Raw genomic sequence first — 23,249 nt, 5'->3', positions numbered from 1 at the left:
AAATTGCTTAGCGAAAATTATTAACGATCAAATAATTCAAGTAAACGCTAGAAAGCTAATTTTTTATTATCTATATTTCCTCTCTAAAAATATTAATAATATGGATATTAATGGAATTATTCAGATCATTGCATCAATTGTAACTGTAATTATATCCGCAGTTATTGCCCCATTTTTCTTAAACTTTTTTTTAAAGCGGAAGTTTCAAAAAATGCAATATCTAATTGATTCAAAACATTTGTTAGAGAATATTGATGATGATTTTAAAAATAATTTTGTAAAACAAACAGTACAGGAAAATCTTTTCTTTATTATGACCGGAATCAAAACAAATTGTAAAAGCATTCCAGCATATATCGAATTGAAAGATTTACTGGGGGAAGATTATCAATGGGGCCATATCAAAAGTGCAAAACCGCACTTACGTTTCGGTGAAGATGGATCACTTATAATAAAACTATCCCGACGGATACTGCTTTTTAAAAATGCAACTGTGATTAGTTCTCTTATCTTCGTGATGCTTGGATTTTCAATAATTATTTATTTTTCGCAATTTGAAGTCAGCAAGCTTTCAGAGGTTTTGCTGATCTATATTTTAGGATCGCCGCTCTTTATATTAGCATATTTTAGCTTTAGCGCAGTCACTTCGATTATTGATGCTGACCGTCTTAAAAAGAGAATTGAAAAGATCAATGACAGGCAATGAGGGTGGGGATGATTTTGAATTTTGAATATTGATTTCGGGGTTTGAATTCTACCATATTAATCGACAAGATCTATAACAAGTATAAATATTTCATCCACTGATTAAGGAATTACTTGTGCTAAGTGTCTTTTATTAAAAGAGACAGGCTTACCTACATAGAAATATGAATTCAGGTATGGAGCTGGTTTTACAGCCAATGACGGAATTTGTTACGTGATAGAATATTATTTGGAGCCTGAGAAATAAGCTGAAACATTAGGCAAATAAAGGAAAAACAATACCTCAAAATTCCAATTTGACTGAACATGTACTTTTAAATAGAAATTTTGTATACATCAAAATTTTTAGATATGGAGACAATCACAAAAAAGGATCTGGAATTACTCAGAGCTCAGATCATTTCAGACATCGGAACATTAATTGACACCAAACTTAAAGGTGAGAGTGCGAAGGGAAATGAAGAATTTGGCTGGATGCGAAGTAAGGCTATACGTAAAGCTCTAAATATTTCTGCCTCTACTCTACAGAATCTCCGGATCACTGGAAAAATTCGACACAAGAAAGTATTAGGCTCTTATTATTATAATAAAGAAGATCTTCAACACCTTTTTGACGATGAAAGCAAATGACCTCCAAAGATGGTTCGATTTTTTGGACGAATTAGATCATGATCATGATCTGAATGTCTGGCATATTTCATTACTGCTTTCCATCGCAAGGCTTGCCTGTAAACAAAATGAAAAATGGATTATCCGGGTGAGCAGGAGCAAGCTTATGACTCTTTCTCATATCAAGACAATAACCAGTTACCATAAGTATTTTAAGGAGCTACAGAAGCTCGGTTATATCAAATATGTACCATCCTACCATCCTGATTATCGAAGTACCGTAGAGATCATTCGCAAACAGAAAGGATGATTCACAAACACTAGACGCAATATTATTGAGTGAGGCAATTTCTAAAAAAGTGATCTTTGATATATTTCAAATTTTACAATTGAAATAAAAGCCTTTCAACAACATTACTGAAAGGCTTTTGTTATATATTCAATTATTTTGCTATTTTCTTAGCAATTCCAATGCTTTGATTATTTTATGGTCATTTTTTAAATATTCTAAATTATCTCCACCTAAAACTTCAAAATCAGGTAAAATGTTTGATTTATAAACCTTTAAATTTCTGTCCACAACATAATCTGTTGATAAATTAATTCCGGCATTTTCATTTATTACAAAGCCTTGTACTGCCGTGGTATAATTTGCCGTTGGCTCTCCTACAACATATGTGTTATTTCTTCCTATAAAAGATATGACTGTCATTTCTCCTGCACTAGCAGTATAGCAACTCGTTAACATAACTACAGGAATATCAGTTTTTATAGGGTAATCTAAATCTATTTGTCTATCTAGCACAATGCCGTCAATCAACAATTTCCCTTCTTTGATTTCCCAATTTCCTGTAGTTTTGTTTTGAGCATTTCTAAACCCGCCGAATATTACATTATTTCCAATCAACTCTTTCAAACCAAGTAATATCGGATACATATTCCCGCCCGTATTTAATCTCAAATCTATAATCCATCCTTTAATTTTATTTGAATTTACAGCATTGATATGAGATACAATATCGTTTGCTAAACTATCTACTTTTTTAAAAGCAAAATCATTATTTCCTGTAATTCTGATATATCCAATTTCCTTTTCAATTACTTCACTATATGTTATTTCGTTAATTTTTATTTTGTCCTTTAGATAGGCATTGGTTATAACATTGGGATTATTCCATCCATATGTTTTTCCTTTATATTTTAACCCTCCATGATAATCATTAAGCTGTTTAAAAACTTCATCATAAAAAGGTGCAACTTCATCTATTGAGTTAAGAGTTTGGGATTTATTATATAATTCACGTTTAATATCTATGAGTTTTTCTGTATGAATTGAATTTGCCTCTATCAATTCAATAGATTTATCAATAAATAATTTTATACTGTCATTTTTAAAACTTTGAGAAAATGAAAATGTCCAAAAGAATAAGAAAGATATCAAAAAGAAGGGTTTATTCATAATTAGATTATTAATATGGTTTAAATTTTGGTTAGTCAAAATTATAAAATATTTGAAGGTTTTAGTTGTTTTACCATTCGTTATTAAAAATTTGATTCACAAAAATAAGCTTCAATATTTAATTTATTGAAGCTTATTTTTTTCATTAGACAATTGCCTTTACCCTATCAAGCATATTTTTAAAAGAATCACATCTATCTGCAAAAGAAATATCAGAGTGATTGTCCCGGGAATTCTTCAAATCGTGGAATTCTTTTTCGAGCTGTTCCAGGAACTTTCCTAAGTCTTTGTTGAAATTGTCCCTATTATTCAATTTAGATTCAAGTTCTTTCATTTCACGGGAAATTGATGCCTGTTCTGTAATAGCATATTCTTCCGTCTGTTTTACAGAATAGTGTCCCAGCATCTCTTTAACAACATGTATCGATACACCGTTGTTTAAAGTAACTGTACTGGCAAAGGTACGTCGGGCTTTATGGGTATTAAGCGTTGTGCTTAATTCGCAGAGAACGGCGATCTCTTTTAAATATTCATTTGTTTTCTGATTAGACCGACCCGGAAGAACCGCTCCTCTTTTCAGGCATAATGGATCAGTTTTATATTTAGCGATTATTTCCAACGCTTTGGGAAGGAGAGGAATATCGGTCTGTGATTTTGATTTTTGCCGGCTTGACATAATCCACATGCTTCCATCGTCTGCTTCTTTAATATTTTCCCATTTTAACTGAAAAGCATCAATGTAGGACAATCCAGTGTAACACTGAAATACAAAGATATCCCGGATGGCCGTTAATCGTTCTGAACTAAATTCTTTTTCTTCTATTCTTCTCAGTTCTGCTTTTGTTAAAGGCTTCTTTTTAACCTTGGTTTTCTTGCTCACAAACATCCTGAACGGATCTTTCGCAATGATTTCTTTTGCCACAGCCCTCAAAACAATTTTTTTAAAATTACTGATATATTTCAAGGATGTGTTATTGGAACAATTTCTTACGGTCTTTAGGTATAGGTCATAATCCTTAACAAATTCATAATTAAGCGCACTGAATTCTAAGTCACTTTTATCGTACTTAAACTTGATAAATTCCTCCACGTGAGATCGTGCAGTAACATAACGTTCGTGGGTGCCTCTGGAATATTCTTTTGTAACAACCAGTTTAGCCATCTCATCATTATGTTCCTGAAATTCTTCAAGAACTTTATTGTGAGGCTTATACTTACCGTTTACAAAATTAATAAGATCAATAGAGGTAATAGGAATATTATTATTCATTAACTCCGTTCTATAACTATTGATCCTGGTGGTTAAAGATTCAAGGAAAAGATTGAGCGTTTTGGCATCTTCTTTAGTACCTATAGCCTTGCCTTCTTTTTGATCCCACCTGTCGGGATACCATTTTCGTTTGGTAGATGTTTCTTTGGGGATACCATCTACTGTTATCCGCACATAGATGTGGCGAATCTTCTCATTTTTTGAGCTCTTTAGGAAGAAAGTGAGCCCATAGCTTTGTTCTACTAACATAATTCAACATTTTTGAAGTTATAAATGTCAAACTAAAAGCTCTACAAATCAAGATGTTTAGATTTACAACCTGTTCATTATAAATTAATTACAGGTGTTTTTGTGGCAATTTGAACTCTATTTTGTGGCAATTTTTATCGGATTTTAAAATTGCCACAAATTTGCCACAAACTTTTGGAGTATTTTTGAAAATTACAGCAGTCGCCATAAACAAAAAATCCTGCAAATTGTTGATTTTGCAGGATTTATCTATTTTTTGATGCTTTTTGAAAACTTCCGTTTTCGCTAAATGCGGAGAGTGAGGGATTTTGTACCCTTTCTTCATCGCTTTATTGATAAGCATTTGCTGTAGCATCTTTGTGAATGGCCCTAAATAGGACATTGGCAAAAAAGTGGTAAAATCCTAATTTAAATTTTACGTAGTAAAGCTAAAAATTTTTGCTCAAAACTGCAAGTAAAAAGACCAAAATTTGAACAGGTTTTTTTAGGTTTCAAATAAAAATTTAGTCCTTCTCTTTGCGACTGAAACTTCTCAATTAAAATATTTCTAAAAGAAAACGAAAAAAAAGAAAAAAAGAAAGCCTTTTGAAAATGAGCGTGGCATCTGTCAAGGTTTTTTGGAAAAAGTTTTTGCGTAGATTTTTATACGCAAAAAGTTTTTCCGAAAATCCGGAGGGCTTGACCTTGACAGAATTTAGCTGTTGGATTGGGGAGCGAATTATCTTTGGCTTCTGTTTTTATTTTTTATTTAACATCTACAATTTGTAAAAAACACCTTAATCATTTAAAATCTTTGTTTTTCATTCTAATTTTCACATTATCTCGATCAAAATCTGGCGGTGTTGGTTTAAGTGTTGTTTTACCTTTATCAATATCGTCTTTTTGTAAGTGGTACTCTTTAAATTGAAAAGTTCTTAGATCTGAAATTTTTAGTTTATCAATTAGAACGACAGAATTTAAGCCTCCTTTTACTTGAACTAAATCCTTTTCATATGATTTTGCTGGCTGAATAATTCTGGAATCACCAAAATCTGAAGAATTGACTTGAATAAAATAGGAATGGATATCACGAACCCAAGCTCCTGCTATATCTGAAAAATAATTTGTATCTCTATTATATTCGGAGGCTACAATAAAATCAACTTTAGATTTAAAAATAGATCTATGATAAATATCTGCTAACTCAAAACAGTTATATACTGAAAAATAAGTTTTTCTCCAATGAAAAAGGTCGTATGTCATCTTAAAACAATCTTTTCCCTCTCGATTAGGTATTTTAAGTCTGTAACCTTTGATTAAATGTGTTTCGGAGTGAGAGTAATGATTTTTTAGTCTCAATTTCACTAGTGAAGTATTATAATGATTAATTTTAAATGGTAAGATTGTCACCAAAAAATTAAATACAATCTTTTTCTTATTTACCCAATGCTCTAATCCTGCTACGATTCCCATATATCTTTTGTGACTTCTTTCTGCAAGTAATCTAATCCAAGAATAAGGTATTGACACTTCTGGGAAAACTAATAAATCAGCATTACCTCTATCAGCATCATTAATTAGATTGAAAACCAATTTCCTCCGATCCTTTTTAACATTAGCATTATTGTGAATACTTGCAAACATATCACTTGTATGAACTTTCATATTTGCAATTGCTACGCTTTTATCAATTCCATTAAGTTTTTCATCTTTAAGAATATCTCCTTTAATATCAATATTTAATGCTTGAATACTTCCATTTGAATTCAATACAGAAATCTGAAAATATTTATTTTTTAACTTTTCTCTTTTTTTTGTAGAGAAACCTGCTTTCCAAGAATAATTTATAAAGTAATATAGATTAAAACTGTCATCAGGAATCCTATTGATAATATGCTCAATATTTACATTTAAAGTTTTATCTTCTTTGATTTCTTTAGAATCAATTATTGGATACAGATAATTAAATTCAGGAATTTCTATTTTTTTCTTTTTATCATCAAAATTAGAAATTACATCTATTATTCTTAAGATATTTACTTCGTGAAATTGTACATAGTTAGGTGCTAAGTAGCATAATTTTTTACAAAGGTGAAATAATTCATTTCTTTCAATGTTTTGTTTACTTTTTTTTCCTAAATTTTCAAAATCATAATAATTGAAATCTTTTTCAAGCAAACTAAGCTTTGTATATAAAATATTTGTCAAATTACAAGCCGGGATTGACATCAGAGAATGCCTAAACAAATTACTAGCACGTAATTTAAACGCAGTTATTTCACATAATCTAAAAAACTGATATTCATCCTTTCCAATATTTCTAATATTTCTTACAAGAGAAGGATTCAACGCTAAAGGAATTGAAATCGACACACGTAGATATTCTATAAAAATATCTTTTTGAAACTTATTAATTTCTATTTCATTACTAAATTCTGTTTTGATAATAGAATTTTCAATGTTGCGTTTAAATTGAACTAAATAATCTACGCGATTACTTACAATAAAGTAAGTTGCGACTTTTTCCCAAAGAGAATAAAACTTTACAGCTAACTCTCCTCTAAAAAAAGTTAAAATTTGATTGTCTGAATCTTCATCGAACTCTTGATTCCCATAACTTTTAGCAAATATCATTTTTGCTAAAAACTTGGAGGCACCATATTTGTTTTCCGAAAAATCGCTAATACTTCTAAACTTATTAATTGAATCATTATATTTTAGTTCAAAAGCCTCCTCGTCAAATTTTTCACTTATTTCATCTTCATCTGGTAAAAAACGAAATTCGCTCCTTTGATTATCAAGTTTCCTTTTAAATATATTAATAATTGCTTTGGATTCCTTATGAGCTAAAAAATGCAAGACAATTTTACTACTTTGAATTTGTAAGTTTTCATAGTTAAAAACTTGATTATATCTTTCATAATCGTCGATATCAATATTAGTTACTTCGAATTTAATATTATCAACAAGAAAAGAGTTTAATTGACTATCGGAAATATTAAACTTAGAGATATATTGTTCTAAATCAGATAAATTTATATTATTCTTGTATTCAACAAATCTATTATTACGAAAATAAATATTCTTTATATCAGTATTTTCAATCTTAAAATTAAGAATTCCTTTTTCAACAAAATTTTTGTTAAGAAATGAAATTATTGATGAATTTAAATTACTGTCTATATTGCTATTTAAATCGGAAAAAACAAACATCAGATCATCAACATATCGACCATAAAATGCAGGGTTAAGATTATCTACTATTCGATTATCTAATTCGCTTAAATAATAATTAGATAATAATCCTGAAGATATTAGCCCAACAGGTAAAGGAAATACTTCATATTTAGTATTCTTATAATCTTCTAAAATTAACTTATATGAGTGATGAATTTTAAAAAAAATAGAATTAATTGATTCAATTTTTCTTAGAATAATTTTATCATTTGATATTTTCTTAAAATTAAAATCAATTTTTTCGAAAACATCTTTTATGTTAAGAGATATAGAATGAAAAAAATCTTTTATATCCAAACTCAAAATTGTTACATCTCGTTTTTCTTCTAGTAAAGATTCAGCTTTTTTAATAGCAGTATCTCTCCATAGTTGATATTGTACGAAATATGGTTTAAATAATTTTAGATTTTCAGAAGGTTCTGATTTGTGATTTAAAAACTCAAAATCTAATATATTAGCGAAACTTGCACTATGAATATCAGGCTGTAGATATCGACCACTATACATAATCCAAAGAACTGATAAAATATGTACTTCTACTGGAAAATCAGCAAACTTGCTACTTCTCTCAATTACATATTTTTCTTCAGAATTCGATTTATTTGTTATTATATCTAATTTAGAATCTTTTAATTTCTTTGGCAGTTTTATCAACCTAATTTTTTTACTTAGTTCTAAAATACCTGATTTAGAATTAAAATATTGATTAACAAAATTTAAAATATGAACATATAACGCATTTTGTACTACAATAAAATCAGATTTACAATCTGTATAAATATTTTCATAAAAAACAAATTGTTCAAAATTGGCTAATTTTTCTTTTTCTAATAAGTTAGCATTATCATAGTAAAAAAAATGTTTAACTTTTTTGTATGCTAAGAAAACTTCACTTGGAGTGAAATATTCAATAAAATTATTATTATTCATAATTTACATTTTGTTTTAACTTGCCACCCCATCAATAAACACCTCCACAAAATCCTGCACTTTCTGAATAATTCGTCTTCCGATATTATTTCGTTCAGTAAGCTTTGGCTTTATTTCAAGCAGTTTTAAGGTGTCACTTATCTTTGGAGTTTTGGAAGTGAAAAGAAAATCATCAATGGCATCCCGGAATCTGTCTTTATTCAAAGATTCTTCGGTTGCAATTTTTTCAAAAGCAGAGTTTTTTTCTTTATTCCAGTATTTTTCAAATTCTTCATTGACGTTGTCTCCGTCAGAAATATGAGGCAGGTTTTCTTCGATGAATTTTTCTATGAGTTCTTTTTTGCTTCGTAATTTTGCATCGCCGGAAAGAATATCCCTGATTTCTTTTTTCTTTTGTTCCAGCTTACTGCCTTTCAGATTAGAATCCGTCAAATTGGCCAGTAATGAAAGAATATAACTTACATTGATTTCATCTCGATGAATCAGTTCCAGCTCAAAATCAACATCATCAAGGATGCTCACTTTTCCATTTCCATTATTTATTCCTACTCTAACTTCATTCCATAAATCTAAATATTTACCTTTATATCCTTCAAATTCGTCTTCATCTATTTCAATTTTATCAAAACTAAAATCTGCAAATGATTTTAATACATTCAGAACACGCATTAACTCACGAAAAGCTTTGATGAATTCCAATTTTTCTTCTTCAGATTTATAAGTACTAACGGTTTGTATTTCTGGTGCTACAACCTTTAACTTTTCTAGAGCATCATTAAAAAGTTTAACATAGTCTTCTATTGGAAGAATAACAATATCTTTGATAGCATTTTTGTTTGAAAAAAGAGTTATTGCATCATCCGTAGCAGATTTAAGGTTTCGGAAGCAAACAATATTACCTTGAGATTTACTCTTGTCAAGAATTCTGTTAGTTCTTGAAAACGCCTGAATTAAACCGTGATATTTTAAATTTTTATCAACAAATAGTGTGTTTAACGTTTTACTATCAAATCCTGTTAAAAACATATTTACTACTAATAGCAAGTCTATGTCTTTATTTTTAACTCTTTTAGAAACGTTATTATAATATTCATAGAAGCTTTGGCTATCTTTTGTAGTGTAATTCATACCGAACATTTCATTATAGTGTCCAATATATCTTTCTAATACTACTCTGTCGTGAGAATCTCCGTAATTAGCTTTTGGTTCAGCAACACGTGCCAAATCATCTTCATCTTCCAATTTAAAGTCCCCAGTTGCATTTTTTTCAGGAATGTTAGTTCCATAGCTAAATATTGTTGCTATTTTTAAATTGTGTTTTCCTTCTTCCTTTTTCTTTTGAAATAAATCGTAATATTGCTGTAAAACCTCAATGCTGCTTACACAAAACATTGCATTGAACATTTTGTTATTAGTTTTTCTGTCGTATTGAGAAATAATATAGTCTGCTATCTTTTCAATACGTTTAGGGCTATCTAATAATTCTTGTGTATCTATTGCTTCAACATCCGTATCTATATAAGTGTTACTGTTCTCTTTTTCTCTATATCTACCTACATATTCTACGGAAAACTTCAAAACATTTCCATCACCAATAGCATCAGTAATTACATATTTATGCAAAGGTTCCTCAAATAAGCGATTCGTTGTAGCGGGTTTTCCATCCAACAATCCCACAGAGTTAACCTCTGAAATCGGAGTTCCGGTAAAACCTATCATCTGTGCTTTCTGGAAGTGCTTTTTAATGTTTTGGTGAGTTTCTCCAAATTGACTTCTGTGACATTCATCAAAAATAAAAATTACTTTTTTATTTTTCAGATGTTCAATTTTATTTCCGTGCTTTTCTTTAGTGATTGCGGTATTGAGCTTTTGAAGTGTTGTAACAATTAATTTAGTATTACCCGCAAGTTTTTGAACTAAGTTTTTTGTATTATTTGTAGTATCTACACTTCCCGCTTCAAATGCATTAAACTCAAGCTGGGTTTGGTAATCCAAATCCTTTCTGTCAACGACAAAAATTACTTTTTCTATATTTGATATTTCTTTTAAAATCTGACTGGCTTTAAAGGATGTCAATGTTTTCCCAGAACCTGTAGTATGCCATATGAAACCGTTTTTATTGGTGTTTTTTACGCGGTCTACAATTTTTTCAACAGCATAATATTGATATGGTCTTAAAACCATTAAAATTTTGTGAGCTTGATTGAGTACAATATATTTTGTAATCATTTTTGCTAAATGGCAAGGTTCTAAGAATGAGGAAGCAAATTTATCAATTTGAGTGATATTATTATTTTCTTCATCAGACCAATAAAAAGTTTGTTCAAAACTCTCGCTTACTTTTTGACGTACATTGATGCTGTTAGCATAATATTTTGTGTTTTCTCCATTACTGATAACAAAAATTTGCACATAATTAAATAAACCATATCCTGAATTAAAAGATTGATGCCTATATCTATCAATCTGGTCAAAAGCCTCTTTCATTTCCAGTCCTCGACGTTTCAGCTCAATCTGTACCAAAGGTAATCCGTTAATGAGAATGGTTACATCATATCTGTTTTTAAAGTTTCCTTCCTGAGCAATTTGATTTGTTACCTGAAACTGATTCTGGCACCAATGGTCCTGGCTGATGAATTCAATCCATTCCGAAGTACCGTCATCTTTAAAAAAATGAAAACGGTCACGTAATATTTTGGCTTTTTCAAAAACATTTCCTTTGGAAAGATGATTAAGGATTTTTTCAAACTCAGTATCTGAGAATGTTTTTTTATTGTGAACTTCGAGCTGAGTCTTTAGGTTTTTAATGAGGTCTGCTTCATTACATATTGTAACTTTTTTATGACCTAACTGTTGTAATTGTTCTACTAATTTCTGCTCTAAAATATATTCCGGCTGACTTGACATTCGGTTTTGAGTTTTTGGTTAAAAACTTTGTCAAAGCTCAGAACTTTGACAAAGTTATTTCAGTTTTACCAAATGTAAGAAATTATCAACGATAACTAAAACTATTTTAGCGCTTTAAACATCTGGTCGATTGCTTTTTTCTTCTGTTCAAGATTTGGATGCACATATAAGTTCAAAGTTGTACTGATATTCGAATGCCCAAGCAAAACACTCACGGTTTTATAATCACATTTGCTTTCGATACATCGTGTTGCAAAACTGTGCCTTAAACCGTGAAATTTGATATCCGGAATTTCCAGAAAACGCATCAGATTTTTGTAATAACTCCGGTAAGTTCTTGGTTCTGTAGGTTTAGAATCGTTGGTCAACACATAAAAAGCAGGATTTACAATTTTCTTAAATGGCTTCAGCATTCTCAATAAATCTCTACTCATCGGGATTTCCCGGATGGAATTTTTGGTTTTAGGCGTGTCAATCAACAATTCTGTTTTTCGTTCTCCACCTTCAATCACATAAATTCTTTGAATGGTTTTTCTGATATTGATAATCCCGTTATCCGTATCAATATCTTCCCAGGTCAACGCACAAATCTCACCAATCCGCATTCCCGAACAAAGACAGATATAAACACCCAGATTTCTAAAGGTAAAATGCTCCTGAATATAGCTCATCACTTTTTTCTGATGGTTTCTGCTCAATACCTCAATCGTATGCGTTTCACGAACTGTAGGATACTGAACGTCAAAATTGATAAACTCAATCCATTTATTCTTTGCCCCGAACTTTAACACCATTTTCAAAACAATCAGAATGTCTTTAATACTTTTCTGACTCAATCCCTGCTCCAATTTTTGAAATACAAATTTTTGTACATCTTCATCCTCAATCTCAGAATATTCTTTGAATACAGGCAATAAATGATTTTCCAGCAACAGTACATAAGCCGAAAAGGTCGATTTTTTCACATACAGCTTTTTGTCATTCTTCCATAGTTCAGCGATTTCTGCCAATGTCTTCTTTCTTGTCATAATTTTTTTGATTTTAAATGATTTTCTAACTAATCTCAAAAGTTATGAATTAAAGATTGAGGATTTTTAGTTATTGAGCTTTAAGCTAAGTTTTAATCAATCTTTGCCTTTCCTAATTTACGATTTCCAGGGTTTGAAGGAGAATGGAAGACAACAACTTTAGGAGAAATTGGACAAGTAATTAATGGGTTAACTTATAGTCCAAATGATATTGATGAAAATGGAATTTTAGTTCTCCGCTCTTCAAACGTGCAAAATAGAATAATCACTTTTGAAGATAATGTTTTTGTTAAAGCTGAAAATTTTAATCCTGTTAAAGAAAATGATATTTTGATTTGTGTAAGAAATGGAAGTAAAAATTTAATCGGAAAAAATTCTCTTATTAAAAAAGAAAATGAAGGATTAGCATTTGGTGCTTTTATGGCTATTTATAGAAGCGAATTTAATAGATTTCTTTTTCAATGGTTTGATACTAATGATTATAAAGAGATTGTTAATAAAAACTTAGGTGCAACAATAAATTCAATTAATGGTGGAGATTTAAAAAAATTCACAGTTCCTTTTCCATCCTTATATGAACAAGAAAAAATTTCTTCTTTTTTATCACTTATAGATGAACGTATACTATCACAAAAGAAAATAATTGAGGGTTTATCATTACAAAAGATTTCGATAGTTAAAAAGCTATTTGAAAATAAGATTAAGTTTAAAACTAATAGTAAAACGCAGAATTGGGAACGAAAAAAATTAGCTGAAATATCAGAAGAGCACTTACATAAAAATCCCAATAATAAATATAATGAAGTATTTTCTGTAGCAAAACATAAAGGAGTTATTAATCAGATTGAACATTTGGGACGTTCATTTTCAGCAAAAGAGATTTTACATTATAAATTAGTTTATCCAGGTGATTTAGTTTACACTAAAAGTCCTACTTCTGATTTTCCGTTTGGAATTATTAAGCAAAATCGAACAGGAAGAATAGGTGTGGTTTCTCCGTTATATTGTGTCTTTACCCCTAAAACTTATGTTTTAGGATATTTACTTCACGAATATTTTAACTCAGCAGTAAATACTTTTAATTATTTAAATCCATTGGTTCAGAAAGGAGCAAAAAATACAATGAATATCAATAATGAAACATTTTTGAATGGAGCAAGTATTTTATTACCAATGAATAAAGAAGAGCAAGAGAAGGTTTATAAATTTTTGCTAGCTCTTGATGAAAAAATAAATTTAGAGAACGAGTTATTAACTCGATACGAAAATCAAAAAAAATATTTATTACAAAATCTTTTTGTTTAGGTTCAGGAAGTTCGAATAACCTCATTAAGATTTATAATCTTGATGAGGTTTTTTCAAACAAATAAATTAGCCAAAAGAAACTTCTTCTGAAGCTCTAATTTTTCTAAAATTTGTTTTTCCATTTCTATTTTATCTTCAATTGAGGAAAGATAATTTGTTATTTTATGCTGTTCCTTTAAACAAGGAATTGATATTTCAATCTTTTCAATTGTATTTTTAGATAAGCTTGGTACTCCCGAAGCTTCATTATACTCTTTCCAATTTATATTTTGAAAAATATTAAAAACAAATTTAGGAACTGAATTATTAAATGAATATGTATAAAACAATGTGTCAACAGTCCAAATTTTTCCATTAAAATATAATGGCTTATCTATAGTTCCTTTTCTTCCAATACAAACCGTTTCACCATCATAAAGAAAAGAATCCACAAAAGTTATAACTCCTCCTGTCCCATAAACAGGAATAGCACCATTTTTTAAATGTTTATAATCTTTTCCACTACCTATCGTTAATATTTCTTTTATTTTCTTCCTTTCCCAAGCAGGAAAATCACTTCCGTATTCATCTTTAAATCTAAATTTCTGAGAAAATAACTTTCCACGACTTGCCTTCATTAAGGTTTCTAATTGTTCAATTATTTTCTTTTGGGTTTGGATTCTACTTTCAATAAGTGATAAAAATGCTGATACTTTTTTTTGTTCTATAAGGTTAGGAATATTAACTTCTAAATCTTTCAAATCTTTTAAATCAAGTTTTCCAGCTCCAATTCCAGTTCCACTTACAATATTTAAAATTGTAGGTTCAAATGCTAAAAACCAATATAGAATATATTCTGAAGATGATTTTTCATTTACGACTATAGATTTAACATCCTGATTGAAAGCAACGTCCTTAGAAACAATTCCAATTGGAATTTTATTAAATAGCATACTTCCTCGAACTAAAATAAGCAAGCTTCCTTTTTTTGCTAATCTAGAGCCTTTAAGTAATCCTGCTTCTGTTATCTTGAGTTCTGAATCTGAATATATATGTCCTCGCATACTTGATGCACTAATCCAAGGTATTTCTCCGTCCCAGAAAGATGGATTTTCTTTTGATGGAGTTCCTCCAGAACACCAACTTGTTATATCTCCAAGTTTTACTGTTTCCCATTCTCCTTCAAACCCTGGAAATCGTAAATTAGGAAAATTCTTTACACTTTTATTTTCTTCTGTCATCTTGATTATTTATTTGTTACAATTCTAAGCCTTGAGGATTTTGCTAAGCCAAAAAATTTAGCTTACTAATCCCAATTCTTTCAAATAAACTTCAATTTCAGAATCCAGCTGAGAACGCTTTGCTTCAAGCTCCTTAATTTCTGCCATTACCGCCTGAATGTCAATTTCCTCTTCTTCCTCGAAAGTATCCACATAACGCGGAATATTTAGGTTGTAATCATTATCTGCAACCTCCTGCAATGTCGCTTTATGACTGAACTTTTCAATTACCGTACGGTTTTGGTAAGTATCAACAATTTTATTGATATGAGCATTGAGCAATACATTTTGATTTTTCTGCTTTTCAAACTCTTTGCTGGCATCTACAAATAGGATATCTTCATCAGCTTCACGGCATTTCTTAAAGACTAAAATACAGGTCGGAATACTTGTTCCAAAGAAAATGTTAGAAGGCAAACCAATTACTGCATCTAAATAATTCTTCTCTTTAATCAGATATTTTCTGATAATCAATTCGGCGGCACCACGGAACAGAACACCGTGAGGCATTACGACAGCCATAATTCCATTCTCATCCAGATGATGAATCATATGCTGGATAAAAGCAAAATCAGCTTTTGAAGAAGGCGCTAATTTTCCGTATTGTGAAAATCTTTCATCCAACAAAAGCAGTTCATTAGAACTCCATTTTGCTGAGAAAGGAGGATTGGCTACAATCGCATCAAAAGTTTTATCAAGATGTTGAGGTTTTTCAAGCGTATCTTCCTGACGGATATCGAAGTTGCTGTAATTGACACCGTGAAGAATCATATTCATCCTTGCCAGGTTGTAAGTCGTACGGTTCATTTCCTGACCGTAGAAATCGCTTACTTTTGCTTCACGGGCAACACGTAAAAGTAAGGAACCACTTCCACACGTTGGGTCATAAACAGATTTCAATTGCGATTTTCTGCTGGTGACAATTCTTGCCAAAATAGTAGAAACCTGTTGAGGCGTATAAAATTCACCTGCTTTTTTACCAGCGCCACTTGCAAACTGTGCAATCAGATATTCGTAAGCATCTCCTAAGACATCGGCATTGGTATCCGATAAATTGAAGTCAATATCATCCAAATGATACAGGACTTTGGAGATTAATGTATTTTTTTCATCTTCCGTTCGTCCTAATTTTGCAGAAGTCAAATCTAAATCATCGAAAAGTCCTTCAAAATCATCTTCACTGTTTGTTCCTAATGTGGATTGCTCAATATTATTAAGGATTTTAGAAAGTTCAGCTAAGATAAAATTAGATTTACCTTCCTGTTTCTGATGTCCTTTTTTAGCAATATTACTGAAAAGTTCCGAAGGTTTCAGGAAATATCCTAAATCTTCAACAACTTCTTCATAAATGGCTTCTACAATTTCTTTCCCTTTCTCAGTATTTTCATCAACATCATTGTAATCAACATCTTCCCCTGAATCTAATAAAATTTTGTTAGCCGTAAAATGTATTTTCTCGGAAAGATATTTATAGAAAATAAATCCTAAGATATAATCGCGGAATTCATCCGCATCCATTTTACCACGTAAAGTATTCGCTATATTCCAAAGTTGCTGTTGTAGCTGGCGTTTCTGTTCTTCTGACATTTTAAATCCTAAAGGTTAATTCCCAAAGATAAAAAATGTTAAATGTATAAACCCTAAAAATAGCTATAAATATTAAATCGATATTGGAAAAGTAATAAAGATTATTTATTTCGTCTTTGTTTACCAACCATCAACTCCCCACTAAAATCCACCATCACCACCTGGCTTCCCTGAAACGGATTATACGACGGCTGATAATCAATATAGCCCGAAGAATGCAGATTCTTCAGGCATTTATGATAGGTGGCTTTTGAACGGATTTTACTGATGCGCATCACTTCATCGCGGGAAATACTGACCGGATTTCGGAAACGGCTGAAATTCCAGAACTGGAATAAGGCTAAATAGAGGCTGATGTGTGATGGATTAAGCGTATGATCCTGAGCCACCTTTTCATAAAAAGCTGTGAGGTGTTTGATATAATTCATAATCGGTTTCGGTACTTTGAAATATCATTGCTTCTTCTTCAGCATTTCTTCGATGTCTTTGTAATTGTAATATAGTGTCCCGCCGACACGGGTGTAAGATAAGCTTCCATTGGTGCGCAGGTTTTGCAATGTTCCTGAGGAGATTTTCAGAAGCGCTTTGACCTCTGACGAACGCAACCATAATTTCTGCTGGGAGATCTTTATTTGAAACAGGTTTTGCAGGTCTTCCAGCAATTCGGTTTTAAATTCCTGGAGGTCTTCTTTGGTGATTAGGTTGACGATCATAGCTACTTCATTTTTGTTTTTGACTAAATTTTCTTCTGCAAATTTGGAACATCAAAAGCTTGAAAACAATAGTGTCACAGCGGTCTGGGCTAAATAAGATTAATCTGGATTGATCTGAAAACCGTGGAGATTAAAAAAGAATGAATTGGAAGTTATACCTAGTTTTAAAAGAAAAAAGACAAGTTCCGAAGTCTTTTTCCCCTTTTTGCAAAAAAAGGCAAGAGAGTCTTTAGTAGTACAAAATGTAAATTTTGTATATACAAAGACACATCTTGCAAAGCAATACTGCTCTTTTTTTCAGAGCTCTTAAAAAGATTTTATTTAACTGATTAACAATTATTTACACTAATTGCTATCGAAAAGAAAAGGAAGCGGAACGGTAATGAATTTAAGGTTGCTCAATTTTTGAGCAGCATTGACAATACTCTGCTCAATTTTTACGCAGGTTGTGAAAGAAGCTGCTTAATTGTTGGGTCAGGTCGGCGTTTTCTTGTAGCATTTTTAAGCAGGTTTTAAAATGAGGTGCGCAATTTTTAAGCAGGGGTATGCGCTGCTATATTTTCTTAAATGAAGCTAAGAAATATGGATGCTCAAATTTTGAACACAAAAATAAATACCCTGCTCAATTTTTACGCAGGATTGGTGTTGGGTTGCTTAATTTTTGAGCAGGTTTTAAATTGACCTGTGCACTTTTTACGCAGGTTTCCAGTTGACCTGTATTTAAATTAAGCAGGTTTATGATTGAATATTCAATCCATCTCTTATACGAAGATTGATTATATTTGAATTACTTTGAAATTTTTAAGTAGAATAACTTTCAGCAAAAGAAGCCCGATGAATTACCAGACATTTGAACAGGATCAGGACTTGACAGCATTTATCAAATGTTATTGGACATTGGAAAGCCCGAAAGCGGAAACGCCTGAAAAGCAAATCGTCGTTCCTGATGGATGTATGGAGATGATCTTTCATTATGGTGATTTGTACAAACAATACTTGGATAATGGAAACAGCATTACCCAGCCCAGATGTTTCGTCATCGGACAATTGACTCGCCCACTTGAGATCGAGCCAATTGGCGAAACCGGAATTTTCTCCGTTCGCTTTCATCCGGAAGGATTTTTGCCTTTTATCGCCATTCCGATAAAAGAGATGGAAAATACCGCCGTTTCATTGGAAAAGCTGTTTGGAAAGGACGGACAGGAAATTGGGCAACAGATCTTAAATGCCAGTTCCACTTCGGAGAGAATAAAACTTGTTGAAAAATTTTTACTTAATCGTCTGACTGATACAGAAACCATTGACAGCATTGTTAGATCAACGGTTGAAACCATTATAACAGCCAACGGACAACTCCCGGTTGACGAACTGTCCAGACTTACCAAAATCGACCGCAGACAATTATTACGCAAATTTTCTTCAGCTATTGGGCTAAGCCCGAAACAACTATCCAGGACGATCCGATTGCAGTCTGCTCTCAAAATGTTGCTGAGCGACCAGTTCTCCAACCTCGCAGAACTGGCTTATGAAAACGAGTATTATGACCAGGCACACTTTATCAAAGATTTTAAAGAATTTACAGGATCTACGCCCAAAGAATTTTATGGTACTCACTTAAAGATGTCCTCGCTTTTTTACGGAACGGATTAAGCTTGTCCCATTTTTACAATTTTAGTTTTCAAAAACATCGCAACTTTGCCAAATGAAAATTCATTCAATGAACTAAAATTATGAAAACAGGAGCAAAATTTTTTATTACAATAGTTAGTTTAATTATTCTTTATGCCTGGACAATAAAGCAGAAAAAAGACATTCAAAAAGTGGAATGGCTGATCGGCACCTGGGAAAATAAAACCCAGAAAGGCAGCATCTACGAAACCTGGACCAAATCAGGACAAAATGAATTTTCAGGGAAAAGTTATAGTGTCAAAGATAAGGATACAATTGTTTTTGAAAATATCCGACTACTGCAGGAAAAGAACGGCCTGTATTATATTCCAACCGTCAAAAACCAGAATGATGGTCTGCCTGTTCGTTTTGTCGCCAAAGCAATTTCAGAAAATCAATTGGTCTTTGAAAATCCACAGCACGACTTTCCGCAGATCATCGCTTACACAAAAATTACTTCTGATTCATTAATAACCGAAATTTCAGGAACCAAAAACGGGCAGAATCGCAGACAGACCTTTCCAATGAAAAAGGTAAAAAGGTAAAAAGGTAAAAATTTAGATAAGCTTTTGTTAATTTAATAAATTCAAATATATAACTGCAAAAATTCTAAATATCGTTCCTTCCCTGACTGTCAGGAATATTAAGATCTTCTAAAGAACTTTTACCGCCTGGGGTATCCGATTTTTTGATGACACTGATCTCTCCATTGAGCTCGATGACAACTGCCAGAACATCATCTAACCTTTCAATTCCTTCCTGACGAACTACTGCATTGATCTCATCAACCGTTATAGCTTCGCTGCTCATATTGTCTTCGAGGTATTTGCCTTTATAGAACAGTAAGCGTGGAGAGGAATTGATCAAGTGTTCCATTTTGTCCGATGTACTTGCCAATTTTGCGAACAGGTATTGTAAGGCTATTATCAGAAATAAGACCATTACACCTTCTGCTAATGGAACCATTGCAAGCATCATATAGGCCAGGGTGGAACCGAGAGCAACCGTGACCACAAAATCAAAAGCGTTGAACTTAGCCAAGGTTCTTTTTCCTGAGATCCTGATAAAAAGGAATAGAATGACAAAAGAGGCAATCGTCATCAGTGCGACCTGACCAAGTTTTTCCCAATTTTCAAACAACAAATCTTTCATTTACTATTTTTATCAGTAGTGTTGATAAAATAATGCCAGAAATGACCTGGAATGAAAATGATCTTTACGCAAGTGTTTACGGTGAATCTCTTCCGTCAAAGTTGTTTTTAATTCAATTTTTCTCCAAATGTGATCAGATTACTATCGGGGTCAAGAATGGAAAATTCTTTTTGTCCCCAAGGTTTTTCCGCTAAATTTCCATTGGGATGTATCGGAACTTTATTTTCGATGAAAGTATTGTACAAATTTTCAATGGATGTTGTCCGGATGTAGATTTGTCCATAATTTTCGGCCGGAACAAGGTTTTTAAATTCAAAAAAATGCAATTGCAGGTCATCTCTTTGTAGCATTAAGTAATGATCATATTCATTTCCGAAAACGGTGAAGCCTAATTTTTTATAAAAAGCTGAAGTCAATTCTTTTTGCCTCATTGGCAATTTTGCAATAATATCAGTAATCATTTTTTTCTTTCAAATTTCCATAATTAATCTCGAAGCAACACTTGATTGAAATCAAAAAATCACATTAGCCCTTACCCGGCTCAACGTTTCCTGGCGCATTTTCAAATAAGAAGCAATCATATTCAGAGGGAAAATTTTAATGATCTGAGCTTTGTTTTTAAGAAGGTAATTATATTTTTCAGTCGGGTCCAGATTACTGTCATAAATATGAATTTTAGCAGACAACGAATTAAAAATCTTATTGAGCTGCAAAAAGTTTTGTGAAATTGAAATCAGTTTATGTAAGTTTTCCAATTTTAGCTCTACAACTTCAGATTTAGCAAATGCCTTTATAATGGTATTGGAAGGATTTTGATTCGTCAAACTATCAAAATTGAAAACCCAATCATTCTGAATATTAAGATCAATAATTTTTTCTTCATCTTCAATCTTTTGCACTTGAAATAGAGCTCCGGCCTTGATAAAGAAAATCGATCTTGAAATTTCACCTTCAGAAAGTAGAACTTCATTTTTTTCAACGATTTTAGTTTCAATATTTTGATTAAACAATTGAACTTCAAAATCCGAAAAAACGCCCAGGCTTCTTAACATATTGCAATAATTAGCGATCAGCTATCAAATTTACACAATAATCACTTCTCTTCAATTCATTCAATCTCGTGAATCAGAGAAAATCTATGAAATTGATTTAGGCAATTTTAAAATGCAGATATCAGAAAACTTACGATTTGAGGAGTGTTGTAGACATCATCCAAACACAACTTAATTAAGATCTTCATTCGCAGCAAACTTTTCTCTGCACTGATGCTGATACTCTTGCAGCGACATACCATAGATCTCCGAAAACAGTTTTAGAAAGTTAGAGCGAGAGGCAATTCCGCATAGTTTGGCAAGAACTTCTGTTTTCTGATGAACTGCTATAGGATCTTCTGCGAGCAATTCGGCGATATACTTGATGCGCAACTCACTTAGGTAACGGTTAAAATGCATTCCTTTCTCTGTGTTAATGTAGAAAGATAGATAATTAGGGTTTGTTCCTACTCTTATTGCAATTTTTTTCAAACTCAGGTTCGGTTCCAAAAACTCTTTTTCGTCTTCAAATTTCTGTAGATTCTTCCGAATTCTATTGCGAATCTCTGCACTCAATGTCCATTTTGGTGGTGAGACATCGGGCTCTAGTTCCTTAATATCAATACCCACACCCGCTAAGACCACATCGTATGTTTTCTCAGTTTTCTTTTCCAGATAAGTGTTGACCGTGAACACAAGTAAAAAAATTGAGACAACTACAACGCCAAAGAGAATATTCCTGTAACGCTGTGTAATACTCGAATATTCAATATTTATCCGCTCGGCCTCAAACTTTATAAAAAGATGATGTGTGTCTTCTATGTTTATTTTTTCAATTTTGTGGAGGGTATTGGCAAAAGATAAGCTCTCATCTATATTTGATTTTTTACGGGCATTCTCCAGTAAAATCTTATAGTTTTCCGTAAGCTCAGGAAAGAAAAAATGGTATTTCTGATAAAGAGAATCAACTTTTCTAAAAAAACTAAAGGATTCTTGTTCTCGGTGCTGAGCCAATTTATTCTTTCCCAGATAAAAGTAGATCACTGATACCCCGGCAAAGTCATTTACCCTGACCAGTTCCGGAAGTGCACGATTGAGATCGGCAATACTTTGCTCGTAATTTCCTTTACGGAATTTAGAAATGCCTTCTGATTTAAAAAAACAACTCCTTAACTGGACGAAATCTAAATCTTTGGGTATTTCCCTCTTGCCTATTTCAATTAAGCGGTCGGCACTATCATCATCTCCCATTTGCTGGTAGCAATAGATAAGTTGATGTAAAGTATTATAATAGCCTTTGCGCATATTGTACAGGATATCTGGGGAATTATTTTTCAAAATTTCCTGTCTAAAGAATGCAGAACAGGCCTCAAATTGACTGACCGCTTCATTATAATATCCCAGATAACTCTTCATTACACCCAGGTGATATAATATATTATACTTTATGTATGGACTAGTGCTATATCTGGCGTAGGATAACGCTTTTATATAATCATCCAATGCAGGTTGATAGTCTTTAAAAATAAAGTAAGACACAATTCCCCTTCCAAGATAAGCAGAGGCAATAAGATCGTTATTACAACTATGCTGAGCGGAAGTTATTGCACTGTCTGCATACAGCTTTTTGCGGTATACTGATGGCTCAAAATGTAGGGCATCTTGGTATGCATATGTTAATTCGGAATAATTTTTTTCTTTTTTCGCGAGGGCAATTAAAAGGTCAACGTAAGAAAGCGCTGTAGTATCATTAACCTTCTTGTAATCGTACTTTTTTCTGATTTGATGATAGGCCACATTGTCTGTACTCTGCGCAACCCATAATTCCGCAGTGGAAACGAAAAGCAATATAAACAATCTGAACATCTGCACGTTATCTTCATTTTATTAAAACCTTTTATAAAATTACATTATTTTTTATGGAATATCCAAGCGTTTTGTAAACTACATAACCAAAATGCTATCAATCACGGTTCTTATTCACACAAAATAACATTTGATGTGCTGAATAAGCATCATTTGTCTTTTTAAGCACAATGTCTAATTCCAACTTATAATCACTTTTATGAAAAAAACTATAGCCTAAAGCTATGTGGCTCTGGGATTTTGATACAGAGAATCAGTTTATAAACTGGCATCAGACATGGGAAACAGGCATTGT

20 protein-coding genes are annotated in these 23,249 nt (G+C 31.9%); 6 read left to right on the top strand and 14 right to left on the bottom strand.

Annotated elements, in window-relative coordinates; all coding sequences use genetic code 11:
- Positions 1–100 precede the first annotated feature (100 nt).
- From ACLI50_RS11050 to ACLI50_RS11040, 3 genes are all read left to right on the top strand, one after another.
- On the top strand, positions 101–706 hold the full coding sequence (locus ACLI50_RS11050) for a hypothetical protein (RefSeq protein WP_411413774.1): 606 nt from the start codon (positions 101–103) through the stop codon (positions 704–706).
- Positions 707–1,056: 350 nt separating this feature from the next.
- On the top strand, positions 1,057–1,335 hold the full coding sequence (locus ACLI50_RS11045; RefSeq protein ID WP_411413773.1) for a helix-turn-helix domain-containing protein: 279 nt from the start codon (positions 1,057–1,059) through the stop codon (positions 1,333–1,335).
- Positions 1,322–1,624, top strand: coding sequence for a hypothetical protein (locus ACLI50_RS11040; protein ID WP_411413772.1), 303 nt, complete (start codon positions 1,322–1,324; stop codon positions 1,622–1,624). Before ACLI50_RS11045 ends, ACLI50_RS11040 begins: the two co-directional genes overlap by 14 nt.
- Before the next feature lie 141 nt (positions 1,625–1,765).
- Here the strand turns inward: ACLI50_RS11040 and ACLI50_RS11035 are convergent, their stop codons facing one another.
- From ACLI50_RS11035 to ACLI50_RS11010, 6 genes are all read right to left on the bottom strand, one after another.
- Entirely contained in the window at positions 1,766–2,773 is a 1,008-nt protein-coding gene (locus ACLI50_RS11035; RefSeq protein WP_411413771.1) for a S41 family peptidase, read from the bottom strand.
- A gap of 145 nt (positions 2,774–2,918) precedes the next feature.
- Positions 2,919–4,292, bottom strand: coding sequence for a site-specific integrase (locus ACLI50_RS11030; protein ID WP_411413770.1), 1,374 nt, complete (start codon positions 4,290–4,292; stop codon positions 2,919–2,921).
- Between the two features lie 88 nt (positions 4,293–4,380).
- Complete coding sequence (locus ACLI50_RS11025) at positions 4,381–4,635, bottom strand: hypothetical protein (protein WP_411413769.1); 255 nt, start codon at positions 4,633–4,635, stop codon at positions 4,381–4,383.
- 437 nt (positions 4,636–5,072) lie between these two features.
- Positions 5,073–8,438 carry a reverse transcriptase domain-containing protein gene (locus ACLI50_RS11020; RefSeq protein ID WP_411413768.1) on the bottom strand — a complete coding sequence of 1,122 codons (3,366 nt, stop codon included), beginning with the start codon at positions 8,436–8,438 and terminating at the stop codon, positions 5,073–5,075.
- 15 nt (positions 8,439–8,453) lie between these two features.
- Positions 8,454–11,345 carry a type I restriction endonuclease subunit R gene (locus ACLI50_RS11015; RefSeq protein WP_411413767.1) on the bottom strand — a complete coding sequence of 964 codons (2,892 nt, stop codon included), beginning with the start codon at positions 11,343–11,345 and terminating at the stop codon, positions 8,454–8,456.
- 101 nt (positions 11,346–11,446) lie between these two features.
- Positions 11,447–12,373, bottom strand: coding sequence for a tyrosine-type recombinase/integrase (locus ACLI50_RS11010; RefSeq protein WP_411413766.1), 927 nt, complete (start codon positions 12,371–12,373; stop codon positions 11,447–11,449).
- Positions 12,374–12,472: 99 nt separating this feature from the next.
- On the opposite strand from ACLI50_RS11010, the gene ACLI50_RS11005 reads away from it, so the two are divergent.
- Positions 12,473–13,678 carry a restriction endonuclease subunit S gene (locus ACLI50_RS11005; protein ID WP_411413903.1) on the top strand — a complete coding sequence of 402 codons (1,206 nt, stop codon included), beginning with the start codon at positions 12,473–12,475 and terminating at the stop codon, positions 13,676–13,678.
- Positions 13,679–13,731: 53 nt separating this feature from the next.
- On the opposite strand, the gene ACLI50_RS11000 is transcribed toward ACLI50_RS11005, so the two are convergent.
- The 4 genes from ACLI50_RS11000 to ACLI50_RS10985 form a co-directional block, all read right to left on the bottom strand.
- Positions 13,732–14,898, bottom strand: coding sequence for a restriction endonuclease subunit S (locus tag ACLI50_RS11000; RefSeq protein ID WP_411413765.1), 1,167 nt, complete (start codon positions 14,896–14,898; stop codon positions 13,732–13,734).
- A 57-nt stretch (positions 14,899–14,955) separates the two neighbouring features.
- Entirely contained in the window at positions 14,956–16,524 is a 1,569-nt protein-coding gene (locus tag ACLI50_RS10995; protein WP_411413764.1) for a type I restriction-modification system subunit M, read from the bottom strand.
- Between the two features lie 101 nt (positions 16,525–16,625).
- Complete coding sequence (locus ACLI50_RS10990; protein WP_411413763.1) at positions 16,626–16,952, bottom strand: hypothetical protein; 327 nt, start codon at positions 16,950–16,952, stop codon at positions 16,626–16,628.
- 24 nt (positions 16,953–16,976) lie between these two features.
- Positions 16,977–17,237, bottom strand: a complete 261-nt coding sequence (locus ACLI50_RS10985; RefSeq protein ID WP_411413762.1) for a helix-turn-helix domain-containing protein — start codon at positions 17,235–17,237, stop codon at positions 16,977–16,979.
- An 834-nt stretch (positions 17,238–18,071) separates the two neighbouring features.
- Between ACLI50_RS10985 and ACLI50_RS10980 the strand changes: the two genes are divergently transcribed.
- Both ACLI50_RS10980 and ACLI50_RS10975 read left to right on the top strand, forming a co-directional pair.
- Positions 18,072–18,887, top strand: coding sequence for a DUF6597 domain-containing transcriptional factor (locus ACLI50_RS10980; RefSeq protein WP_411413761.1), 816 nt, complete (start codon positions 18,072–18,074; stop codon positions 18,885–18,887).
- An 80-nt stretch (positions 18,888–18,967) separates the two neighbouring features.
- Entirely contained in the window at positions 18,968–19,450 is a 483-nt protein-coding gene (locus ACLI50_RS10975) for a DUF6265 family protein (RefSeq protein WP_411413760.1), read from the top strand.
- A 64-nt stretch (positions 19,451–19,514) separates the two neighbouring features.
- On the opposite strand, the gene ACLI50_RS10970 is transcribed toward ACLI50_RS10975, so the two are convergent.
- From ACLI50_RS10970 to ACLI50_RS10955, 4 genes are all read right to left on the bottom strand, one after another.
- Entirely contained in the window at positions 19,515–20,045 is a 531-nt protein-coding gene (locus ACLI50_RS10970; protein WP_411413759.1) for a DUF421 domain-containing protein, read from the bottom strand.
- 119 nt (positions 20,046–20,164) lie between these two features.
- On the bottom strand, positions 20,165–20,518 hold the full coding sequence (locus tag ACLI50_RS10965) for a bleomycin resistance protein (RefSeq protein ID WP_411413758.1): 354 nt from the start codon (positions 20,516–20,518) through the stop codon (positions 20,165–20,167).
- A gap of 51 nt (positions 20,519–20,569) precedes the next feature.
- A complete protein-coding gene (locus tag ACLI50_RS10960) occupies positions 20,570–21,109 on the bottom strand; it encodes a Crp/Fnr family transcriptional regulator (RefSeq protein ID WP_411413757.1) in 540 nt (179 codons plus the stop codon).
- 171 nt (positions 21,110–21,280) lie between these two features.
- Positions 21,281–22,960, bottom strand: a complete 1,680-nt coding sequence (locus tag ACLI50_RS10955; protein ID WP_411413756.1) for a hypothetical protein — start codon at positions 22,958–22,960, stop codon at positions 21,281–21,283.
- Positions 22,961–23,249 lie beyond the last annotated feature (289 nt).

The sequence above is a fragment of the Chryseobacterium cupriresistens genome, from assembly GCF_046614675.1.
Lineage (GTDB): Bacteria > Bacteroidota > Bacteroidia > Flavobacteriales > Weeksellaceae > Chryseobacterium > Chryseobacterium cupriresistens.
The sequence above is the reverse complement of the archived record's forward strand: the minus strand, read 5'-3'. Positions and strand labels throughout refer to the sequence as shown.

Coding starts and splice junctions, on each gene's coding strand:
- ACLI50_RS10990 (WP_411413763.1), bottom strand. CDS start 16,952: ATGAATTATATCAAACACCTCACAGCTTTTTATGAAAAGGTGGCTCAG.
- ACLI50_RS10960 (WP_411413757.1), bottom strand. CDS start 21,109: ATGTTAAGAAGCCTGGGCGTTTTTTCGGATTTTGAAGTTCAATTGTTT.
- ACLI50_RS11040 (WP_411413772.1), top strand. CDS start 1,322: ATGAAAGCAAATGACCTCCAAAGATGGTTCGATTTTTTGGACGAATTA.
- ACLI50_RS11010 (WP_411413766.1), bottom strand. CDS start 12,373: ATGACAAGAAAGAAGACATTGGCAGAAATCGCTGAACTATGGAAGAAT.
- ACLI50_RS11025 (WP_411413769.1), bottom strand. CDS start 4,635: ATGCTTATCAATAAAGCGATGAAGAAAGGGTACAAAATCCCTCACTCT.
- ACLI50_RS10995 (WP_411413764.1), bottom strand. CDS start 16,524: ATGTCAGAAGAACAGAAACGCCAGCTACAACAGCAACTTTGGAATATA.
- ACLI50_RS11045 (WP_411413773.1), top strand. CDS start 1,057: ATGGAGACAATCACAAAAAAGGATCTGGAATTACTCAGAGCTCAGATC.
- ACLI50_RS10980 (WP_411413761.1), top strand. CDS start 18,072: ATGAATTACCAGACATTTGAACAGGATCAGGACTTGACAGCATTTATC.
- ACLI50_RS11050 (WP_411413774.1), top strand. CDS start 101: ATGGATATTAATGGAATTATTCAGATCATTGCATCAATTGTAACTGTA.
- ACLI50_RS11000 (WP_411413765.1), bottom strand. CDS start 14,898: ATGACAGAAGAAAATAAAAGTGTAAAGAATTTTCCTAATTTACGATTT.
- ACLI50_RS11015 (WP_411413767.1), bottom strand. CDS start 11,345: ATGTCAAGTCAGCCGGAATATATTTTAGAGCAGAAATTAGTAGAACAA.
- ACLI50_RS11035 (WP_411413771.1), bottom strand. CDS start 2,773: ATGAATAAACCCTTCTTTTTGATATCTTTCTTATTCTTTTGGACATTT.
- ACLI50_RS11020 (WP_411413768.1), bottom strand. CDS start 8,438: ATGAATAATAATAATTTTATTGAATATTTCACTCCAAGTGAAGTTTTC.
- ACLI50_RS11030 (WP_411413770.1), bottom strand. CDS start 4,292: ATGTTAGTAGAACAAAGCTATGGGCTCACTTTCTTCCTAAAGAGCTCA.
- ACLI50_RS10965 (WP_411413758.1), bottom strand. CDS start 20,518: ATGATTACTGATATTATTGCAAAATTGCCAATGAGGCAAAAAGAATTG.
- ACLI50_RS10985 (WP_411413762.1), bottom strand. CDS start 17,237: ATGATCGTCAACCTAATCACCAAAGAAGACCTCCAGGAATTTAAAACC.
- ACLI50_RS10975 (WP_411413760.1), top strand. CDS start 18,968: ATGAAAACAGGAGCAAAATTTTTTATTACAATAGTTAGTTTAATTATT.